Below are 6,946 nucleotides of genomic sequence, written 5' to 3'. Positions count from 1 at the left end.
GTCTGTGTGGTGTTGTGGTGGTGTTAAATGCGAAAGAGCCACCCGGTGTGGGGTGGCTCTTTCTAAAAGGAGTCCGGCGGTGTCCTACTCTCCCACAGGGTCCCCCCTGCAGTACCATCGGCGCAGAGAGTCTTAGCTTCCGGGTTCGGAATGTGACCGGGCGTTTCCCTCTCGCTATGGCCGCCGAAACACTATTGATGTATCAAAGTGAACGGACCAATCAGCTGATTGGTTCGGTTCTCGACCGTACATCGAGAACCACATAGTGGACGCAAGCATTCTTCAGGCCTCACACACCAGCCTTACAACATGTGTGTGAGTAGTGATTGTCAAGTTATCGGCTTATTAGTACCGGTCAGCTCCATGGGTCTTTAGTCCCCACTTCCACATCCGGCCTATCAACCCAGTAGTCTAGCTGGGAGCCTCTCGCCCGAAGGCATGGAAATCTCATCTCAAGGCCGGCTTCCCGCTTAGATGCTTTCAGCGGTTATCCATCCCGAACGTAGCTAATCAGCGGTGCTCCTGGCGGAACAACTGACACACCAGAGGTTCGTCCAACCCGGTCCTCTCGTACTAGGGTCAGATCCTTTCAAATTTCCTACGCGCGCAGCGGATAGGGACCGAACTGTCTCACGACGTTCTAAACCCAGCTCGCGTACCGCTTTAATGGGCGAACAGCCCAACCCTTGGGACCTACTCCAGCCCCAGGATGCGACGAGCCGACATCGAGGTGCCAAACCATGCCGTCGATATGGACTCTTGGGCAAGATCAGCCTGTTATCCCCGAGGTACCTTTTATCCGTTGAGCGACAGCGCTTCCACAAGCCACTGCCGGATCACTAGTCCCGACTTTCGTCCCTGCTCGACTTGTCAGTCTCACAGTCAAGCTCCCTTGTGCACTTACACTCGACACCTGATTGCCAACCAGGTTGAGGGAACCTTTGGGCGCCTCCGTTACTTTTTGGGAGGCAACCGCCCCAGTTAAACTACCCACCAGGCACTGTCCCTGAACCGGATTACGGTTCGAAGTTAGATATCCAGAGTGACCAGAGTGGTATTTCAACAATGACTCCACGAACACTAGCGTGCCCGCTTCACAGTCTCCCACCTATCCTACACAAGCCACACCGAACACCAATACCAAGCTGTAGTAAAGGTCACGGGGTCTTTCCGTCCTGCTGCGCGTAACGAGCATCTTTACTCGTAGTGCAATTTCGCCGAGTTCGCGGTTGAGACAGCTGGGAAGTCGTTACGCCATTCGTGCAGGTCGGAACTTACCCGACAAGGAATTTCGCTACCTTAGGATGGTTATAGTTACCACCGCCGTTTACTGGGGCTTAAATTCTCAGCTTCGCCTTACGGCTAACCGTTCCTCTTAACCTTCCAGCACCGGGCAGGCGTCAGTCCGTATACATCGTCTTGCGACTTAGCACGGACCTGTGTTTTTAGTAAACAGTCGCTTCCCACTGGTCTCTGCGGCCGTCAAACGCTCCCGGAGCAAGTCCGTTCACGCCTCAGGCCCCCCTTCTCCCGAAGTTACGGGGGCATTTTGCCGAGTTCCTTAACCACGATTCTCTCGATCTCCTTGGTATTCTCTACCTGACCACCTGAGTCGGTTTGGGGTACGGGCGGCTGGAACCTCGCGTCGATGCTTTTCTTGGCAGCATAGGATCACCGATTTCGTCACTTAAGACTACCCATCGTGCCTGGCCCTTCATGAGAGACGGATTTGCCTATCTCTCGGGTTACACACTTAGACCGGGACAACCATCGCCCGGCTCGGCTACCTTCCTGCGTCACACCTGTTAATACGCTAGCCGCACCAGCATAGGGTCGTGTGCTAGGCCCACTCGTCTCAACCCGAAGGCCTCGATCAAGGGGATTCAGACACTTAGCATTACTGGATTAGCTTGGGCGGTTCTTCGCCGGTACGGGAATATCAACCCGTTGTCCATCGACTACGCCTGTCGGCCTCGCCTTAGGTCCCGACTTACCCAGGGCGGATTAGCCTGGCCCTGGAACCCTTGGTCTTTCGGAGGACGGGTTTCTCACCCGTCTTTCGCTACTCATGCCTGCATTCTCACTCGTGTAGCGTCCACGGCTGGTTCACACCGCCGCTTCACTCGCCACACGACGCTCTCCTACCCATCAACACGGCTGGACCACGAAGGCCTACCACTAATGTCAATGCCACAACTTCGGTGGCGTGCTTGAGCCCCGTTACATTGTCGGCGCGGAATCACTTGACCAGTGAGCTATTACGCACTCTTTCAAGGGTGGCTGCTTCTAAGCCAACCTCCTGGTTGTCTGTGCAACTCCACATCCTTTCCCACTTAGCACGCGCTTAGGGACCTTAGTTGGTGGTCTGGGTTGTTTCCCTCTCGACGATGAAGCTTATCCCCCACCGTCTCACTGCTGCGCTCTCACTTACCGGCATTCGGAGTTTGGCTGACGTCAGTAACCTTTTGGGGCCCATCGGCCATCCAGTAGCTCTACCTCCGGCAAGAAACACGCAACGCTGCACCTAAATGCATTTCGGAGAGAACCAGCTATCACGAAGTTTGATTGGCCTTTCACCCCTATCCACAGCTCATCCCCTCAGTTTTCAACCTAAGTGGGTTCGGTCCTCCACGACGTCTTACCGTCGCTTCAACCTGGCCATGGATAGATCACTTCGCTTCGGGTCTAGGACATGCGACTGAATCGCCCTATTCAGACTCGCTTTCGCTACGGCTACCCCTCACGGGTTAACCTCGCCACATATCGCTAACTCGCAGGCTCATTCTTCAAAAGGCACGCTGTCACCCCTACAAGGAGGCTCCAACGGTTTGTAAGCAAACGGTTTCAGGTACTATTTCACTCCCCTCCCGGGGTACTTTTCACCTTTCCCTCACGGTACTTGTCCGCTATCGGTCATCTGGGAGTATTTAGGCTTATCAGGTGGTCCTGACAGATTCACACGGGATTTCTCGGGCCCCGTGCTACTTGGGATACTCTTCACGCCATCAGAACATTTCGGCTACGGGGTTGGCACCCTCTATGACTGGCCTTTCAAAACCATTCGCCTATATTCCTCTGTAACGTTCGCTGTTCGGCAGAAGCAGCAGAAAAGTCCCACAACCCCGACCATGCAACGCCTGCCGGCTATCACACATGATCGGTTTAGCCTGATCCGGTTTCGCTCGCCACTACTAACGGAATCGCTTTTGCTTTCTCTTCCTGTGGGTACTGAGATGTTTCACTTCCCCACGTTCCCTCTACCCGCCCTATATATTCAGGCGGGAGTCACTGGGTCACCTTACGGGCCCAGCGGGGTTTCCCCATTCGGAAATCCTCGGATCAAAGTTCGTTTATCAACTCCCCGAGGCTTATCGCAGATTACTACGTCCTTCTTCGGCTCCAGATGCCAAGGCATCCACCGTTTGCTCTTAGAAACTTGAAATCACATGAGTTTATGAATCGATCGGCCCACCCGAAGGTGAGCAGATTGACCAATGATCTACCAACACTCCAAAGGAGTGCTGATTTGATCTTGTGATCCGAGACTCGAAAGTCTCGAATCTAAGATGCTCGCGTCCACTGTGTAGTTCTCAAAGTACGGGCGGTACCCTCTCCGCCAGCCAATCATGGCCAACAAGAAAAGGTCCAGAGGTTCGATTCCCACCCACTTACGGGTGAGGCCCGGTCCCTCAGGACCCAACAGCGTGCATATGCGGAACATCCWGGACCGAACCGTTCCAACTCCCCGAAAGAAGCGTACTGAGTCCGAGCCGATCAGCTCCGCACCAATGTCAATGTTCCACCCATGAGCTACCRGCGAGAACATTCGTCTCGATCYGGCGCCTGGACACCACCAGCGTCTTTCAACACCGGGATGCCAGATGCTCCTTAGAAAGGAGGTGATCCAGCCGCACCTTCCGGTACGGCTACCTTGTTACGACTTAGTCCTAATCACCGATCCCACCTTCGACGGCTCCTTCCACAAGGGTTAGGCCACCGGCTTCGGGTGTTACCGACTTTCATGACTTGACGGGCGGTGTGTACAAGGCCCGGGAACGTATTCACCGCAGCGTTGCTGATCTGCGATTACTAGCGACTCCGACTTCATGAGGTCGAGTTGCAGACCTCAATCCGAACTGAGACCGGCTTTTTGGGATTCGCTCCACCTTACGGTATTGCAGCCCTTTGTACCGGCCATTGTAGCATGCGTGAAGCCCAAGACATAAGGGGCATGATGATTTGACGTCATCCCCACCTTCCTCCGAGTTGACCCCGGCAGTCTCCTATGAGTTCCCACCATTACGTGCTGGCAACATAGAACGAGGGTTGCGCTCGTTGCGGGACTTAACCCAACATCTCACGACACGAGCTGACGACAACCATGCACCACCTGTTTACGAGTGTCCAAAGAGTTGACCATTTCTGGCCCGTTCTCGTATATGTCAAGCCTTGGTAAGGTTCTTCGCGTTGCATCGAATTAATCCGCATGCTCCGCCGCTTGTGCGGGCCCCCGTCAATTCCTTTGAGTTTTAGCCTTGCGGCCGTACTCCCCAGGCGGGGCGCTTAATGCGTTAGCTGCGACACGGAAACCGTGGAATGGTCCCCACATCTAGCGCCCAACGTTTACGGCGTGGACTACCAGGGTATCTAATCCTGTTCGCTCCCCACGCTTTCGCTCCTCAGCGTCAGTTACGGCCCAGAGAACTGCCTTCGCCATCGGTGTTCCTCCTGATATCTGCGCATTCCACCGCTACACCAGGAATTCCATTCTCCCCTACCGCACTCTAGTCTGCCCGTACCCACTGCAGGCCCGAGGTTGAGCCTCGGGTTTTCACAGCAGACGCGACAAACCGCCTACGAGCTCTTTACGCCCAATAATTCCGGACAACGCTTGCACCCTACGTATTACCGCGGCTGCTGGCACGTAGTTAGCCCGTCGTAGGCTTGGTGAGCCGTTACCTCACCAACTACCTGATAGGCCGCGAGTCCATCCTTGACCGAAATTCTTTCCACGCACAGGAGATGCCTCCGTACGTCATATCCGGTATTAGCTTCCGTTTCCGGAGGTTATCCCAGAGTCAAGGGCAGGTTACTCACGTGTTACTCACCCGTTCGCCACTAATCCCCCAGAGCAAGCTCCAGGTTCATCGTTCGACTTGCATGTGTTAAGCACGCCGCCAGCGTTCGTCCTGAGCCAGGATCAAACTCTCCGTAAATGTTTAGCTCCACAACCGCAAGCGGAAGGGAAACATAGTGCGAGAAGCGGACCGGAAAAAGGTCTGTTCTCCCCGCGAGTTGATCTGACTAGTTTCGAATATCTACTGACATTCTGTATCTAATCCAAAGGAATCTCTTGCCTAGCCGAAGCTAAACACGAGGTTTTTGGCATTTGACATTGTGCACGCTGTTGAGTTCTCAAGGATCGGACGCTCCCACCATCCCGCATCACACGGTCAAAATGGGGCAACCTGTCAACCTTACCACTTTCAATCTGAATGTCAACTCGGCCGTTTCGCGATCCTCAGCGCACCACGAAGGTGCAACCGAATCACACGAGCCGAGCAACAAAACCAGCTCGAAGAGTGAGGGTTACCATCCTAAGCCGAACAGGCATGCTTGAACAAGTTCAAGCGACTGCTAAGTTTTAGGAGTTGGTCCCGCTTGAGGCCGGGGAGCAGTTCCGCTCTCCCGCACCTTTGGGGTGACAAGTAAGTACTTTACGGACCTCTTGACGGCCTCGCAAATCGCGCCTGCAACTCGGGCGTGTCGCGCCTGGGGATGCGAAACGGCCGACCAGCTGGGGCACCGGGGTGCGCCAGCCGATCGGCCGGTTGTCTGCGTTCGGGCGGGAATCGACCGCCGTGCAGAGAAGTGCGCTGAGGCCTACAGGCCTGAGTACGCGTGGAGTCCCTTGAAGAAGACGTTGACGATACCGAAGTTGAACAGGACGGCGGCGAAGCCGATGATGGCGAGCCAGGCCGACCGGGAACCGCGCCAGCCACGAGTGGCGCGGGCGTGGATGTAGCCGGCATAGATCACCCAGATGATGAAGGTCCAGACTTCCTTGGTGTCCCAGCCCCAGTAACGGCCCCACGCCTTCTCGGCCCAGATGGCTCCGGCGATGAGGGTGAAGGTCCAGGCGATGAACCCGACGATGTTCACCCGGTATGCGAGGTTCTCGAGTGCGGTCGATGTGGGAAGAGTCGCCAGGAACTTGAACTGCTGCGGCTGGGATTCTGCGACCTGCCGTTCCCGCCTGACCTGCAGCAGTTGCAGACCGGACAACGCGAAGCCCAGGGCGAAGAACGCCGTGCCGAGCACGGCCACGATGATGTGGATCACCAGCCAGTACGACTGGAGCGCCGGCTGCAGCGGGACGACCGGGACGTAGTACCGCAACAGAGCGATGCCCTGCAGCACGAGCACGAGACCCATGACGAAGGTGCCCAGGTACTTGATGTCCCACTTGAGGTTGACCGCCAGGAACACTCCGACGATGACGAGGGTTCCCGTCATCGAGAACTCCCACATGTTGGCCCACGGCACCCGGTCGGCGGCGATGCCGCGGAGAACCGTCGCCACCAGGTGGAAGGCGAAACCGATGATGGTGAGCACGAACGCCCACCGGACCGACGTCGACGACTCCGACCCGTAGAGCAGGTCGTCCTCGACCCTGTTGCTGATCTTCGCGGAGATCCTGCCCAGGGTCGATGTGCCCGCTCGTCCGTTTGCGCCGCCTGAGCCTTCGGCCGTGATGGTCGCCGTGGTCGAGCGCGCGGGCTGTGCGACCTCGGTTCGACGGGCGACCGCGCTCGGCACGGCGGCGGCCTCAACGGCGGTCGCTCGTGCTCCTCGCCGCGAGAGGTCGAGTGCGAACGCGATGAACGCGGCCGCGTAGATTCCCATGGCCGCGTAAATGAACACGGTCGATAGCTGAGCCAGGGTT

General features: G+C 56.4%; 1 protein-coding gene and 3 rRNA genes. All 4 read right to left on the bottom strand.

Annotated features, from left to right (window positions below; translation table 11 throughout):
• Positions 1-71: 71 nt before the first annotated feature.
• The 4 genes from rrf to ccsB all read right to left on the bottom strand — a co-directional run bounded on the left by rrf (position 72) and on the right by ccsB (position 6,906).
• Positions 72-188 (bottom strand): 5S ribosomal RNA (rrf, locus tag B7438_RS02000).
• 137 nt (positions 189-325) lie between these two features.
• Positions 326-3,442: ribosomal RNA gene (locus B7438_RS01995) — 23S ribosomal RNA — on the bottom strand.
• 450 nt (positions 3,443-3,892) lie between these two features.
• Positions 3,893-5,216: ribosomal RNA gene (locus B7438_RS01990) — 16S ribosomal RNA — on the bottom strand.
• Together the 16S, 23S and 5S rRNA genes form the textbook arrangement of a ribosomal RNA operon.
• Positions 5,217-5,883: 667 nt before the next feature.
• Entirely contained in the window at positions 5,884-6,906 is a 1,023-nt protein-coding gene (gene ccsB, locus B7438_RS01985) for a c-type cytochrome biogenesis protein CcsB (RefSeq protein WP_085367641.1), read from the bottom strand.
• Positions 6,907-6,946: the final 40 nt, after the last annotated feature.

The sequence above is a fragment of the Leifsonia sp. NCR5 genome (assembly GCF_002105485.1).
In the GTDB taxonomy this organism is placed as follows: domain Bacteria; phylum Actinomycetota; class Actinomycetes; order Actinomycetales; family Microbacteriaceae; genus Leifsonia.
This window is presented reverse-complemented; position numbering and strand designations above follow the sequence as displayed.

Excerpts from the sequence above, each read along its gene's own strand:
- ccsB (WP_085367641.1), bottom strand. The coding sequence starts at position 6,906 with ATGGGAATCTACGCGGCCGCGTTCATCGCGTTCGCACTCGACCTCTCG.